The sequence below is a fragment of the Stieleria mannarensis genome, from assembly GCF_014154935.1.
Lineage (GTDB): Bacteria > Planctomycetota > Planctomycetia > Pirellulales > Pirellulaceae > Stieleria > Stieleria mannarensis.
Window position 1 is genome coordinate 1 of the sequence record NZ_JACEHH010000192.1, and the last position, 689, is coordinate 689.

The following is a 689-nucleotide window of genomic DNA, read 5'->3' on the forward strand; positions in this document are numbered from 1 at the left end:
GAACAGAGGACTTGAACTTCGGCTCGCAAGCTCGCGAAGTCAAATCCTTACTGGTTGAACAGAGGACTTGAACTTCGGCTCGCAAGCTCGCGAAGTCAAATCCTTACTGGTTATGCCACGAGTTACGCGGCGTCTTCATCTGCCCATTGCTCGTAATCAAGAAAATCGTTCAAGAACGTCTCAAAGTCATCGGCAAGTTTGCGAACAGATGGTGGATGCGATTCATGAGCATAGTACATCACGGGGTATTCGCCGTTGGCCATGCCGTTGGAAACATCGAATAGAACCTGATCGCCATCTGCGTCCATGAAGAATTCGGCGAAACACAACATGCCGTTCGATGGTGGCGGCCAGACGCCGCCGCTTTTTCGTTGAACGCTTTGCTGTTGTTGAGGAGTCAGTTCGTCGTACGGTTGAAAATCGTGTGTGAATGGATGCTGGAATCCGAATTGGATTGCACCCCCAAACAACCAGAATTCACGAGCACATCGGAGCAGCGATTTGTAGGATTCCGGAAGCGGAACTCCGATTGAAGCTTCGATCTCGGCAAGATCATCGTCTGACGCACCGGGTTCAACATTTTCAATGTTGGCGTCAGGACGCGATCGCAATTTACCAGCGAACGTCGGGAAGTGTTGATCGAGCGAGTTGAGGAATTCGTCGGACATTCAGATTTGGGTTAGTGGCAT

1 protein-coding gene is annotated in these 689 nt (G+C 50.5%); it reads right to left on the reverse strand.

The window, feature by feature from the left end; all coding sequences use genetic code 11:
* Window positions 1-122: 122 nt before the first annotated feature.
* Window positions 123-668, reverse strand: coding sequence for an SMI1/KNR4 family protein (locus tag H1B37_RS33020; RefSeq protein ID WP_182871523.1), 546 nt, complete (start codon window positions 666-668; stop codon window positions 123-125).
* Window positions 669-689: the final 21 nt, after the last annotated feature.